Origin of the sequence: uncultured Limnohabitans sp., from assembly GCF_937889215.1 — a bacterium.
In the GTDB taxonomy this organism is placed as follows: domain Bacteria; phylum Pseudomonadota; class Gammaproteobacteria; order Burkholderiales; family Burkholderiaceae_C; genus Limnohabitans_A.
This window is the reverse complement of the sequence record NZ_CALBEX010000389.1, coordinates 1-1188: the sequence shown is the minus strand read 5'-3', so window position 1 is coordinate 1188 and position 1188 is coordinate 1. Positions and strand designations below refer to the sequence as shown.

Annotated in this window: 1 protein-coding gene and 1 pseudogene; both read right to left on the bottom strand. The window is 57.8% G+C overall.

Going from position 1 to position 1188, the window contains the following annotated elements; all coding sequences use genetic code 11:
• Nucleotides 1–971, bottom strand: a 971-nt coding sequence (bchY, locus tag Q0341_RS09825; RefSeq protein WP_299512660.1) for a chlorophyllide a reductase subunit Y, incomplete at its 3' end; no start/stop codon positions are given.
• A 4-nt stretch (nucleotides 972–975) separates the two neighbouring features.
• Nucleotides 976–1188: pseudogene (locus Q0341_RS09820) on the bottom strand (chlorophyllide reductase iron protein subunit X); the annotation flags it as partial.

Below are 1188 nucleotides of genomic sequence, written 5' to 3'. Positions count from 1 at the left end.
ACCATGTCGATTTTGGCTTGAGGCACATTGGCCGCATTGCCAATGGCTTGCAACCAAGCTTCTGTGCCGTCATGGCCCACCGGAGCTGAACCCACAATCGGGCGCCCAGCCGCTTCAAACTCGCGGACGCTGGCGGTGTAGAAAGGGTGGATGGCTGCAACCGCTGCGCAATCGAGTGCCGCATACAGTTCGCGCCATTCGCGTGTGGGCACCACGGGGCCGGCAGCAAGGCCCATGGGTTCCAGCATGCGCCCAATGATCATGGGGTCTGCAGGGAACATTTCACCAATCATGGTGATGGTGGGTTTGTCCGATCGGCCTGTACGAGGCGCTTGAACGGGACCTGCCAAAATTTCTTCGCGCGCATATTTCAGCATGGCGCCAGCCAAAACATCTTTGGCTTCTGCGTGCGTGGGCACGCCAAAACCTGGCACATCGACACCAATGATGCGAACACCGTTGATCTCTTTGGGCAACAACTGCAAGGGCACGCCACTGGCTGTGGGCACACACAAATTGATGATCACAATGGCATCGTATTTCTCGGGATCGGCCTGGTCATAGACAGACTCGCGAATGTCTTCAAACAACTTGCCCGTCACCAAGGACTCAGAGTTGAATGGCACGTAGCCGACGCTGCGTCGAGCACCGTAGAAATGCGAGGTGAAGGTCAATCCATACACACAGCAAGCCGAACCCGACAAAATGGTGGCGGTGCGTCGCATGCGAAGGCCCACGCGCAAGGAGCCAAACGCAGGACACATGCTTTGCGGCTGATCGTGTGGACCCGCTTTCGGATCCACTGGATAGTCCTTGGCGTATTGCGCCAGCACCTCAGACTTGCCTGAAGCTTTGGCTGCGGCCAACATTTTTTCACCACCAGAATGGCAGCCCATGCCATCACCCTCGATGGTGGTGCTCATGCCTGCGGGTGCTTGCGAGGCGGGGACGATAGGGATGGTTTTGCTCATGGCGTCAGACTTCGTCGTACACAACTTCGAGTGTGGGCTTGCTGGTGTCGGTCTTGCCGCACATGTCAAATTGGGTGGCTGGCTCGAGAATCACATCGCGACCCACGGCCGAAGCAGCAAACAAGCCCAACAGCTGGTCTTGTGTCATGGGGTTCGGACGAATCGGCACCGAGGTGGCCACGTTGGCGGCCAGTTCTGCAAACATCGGACCCCACAC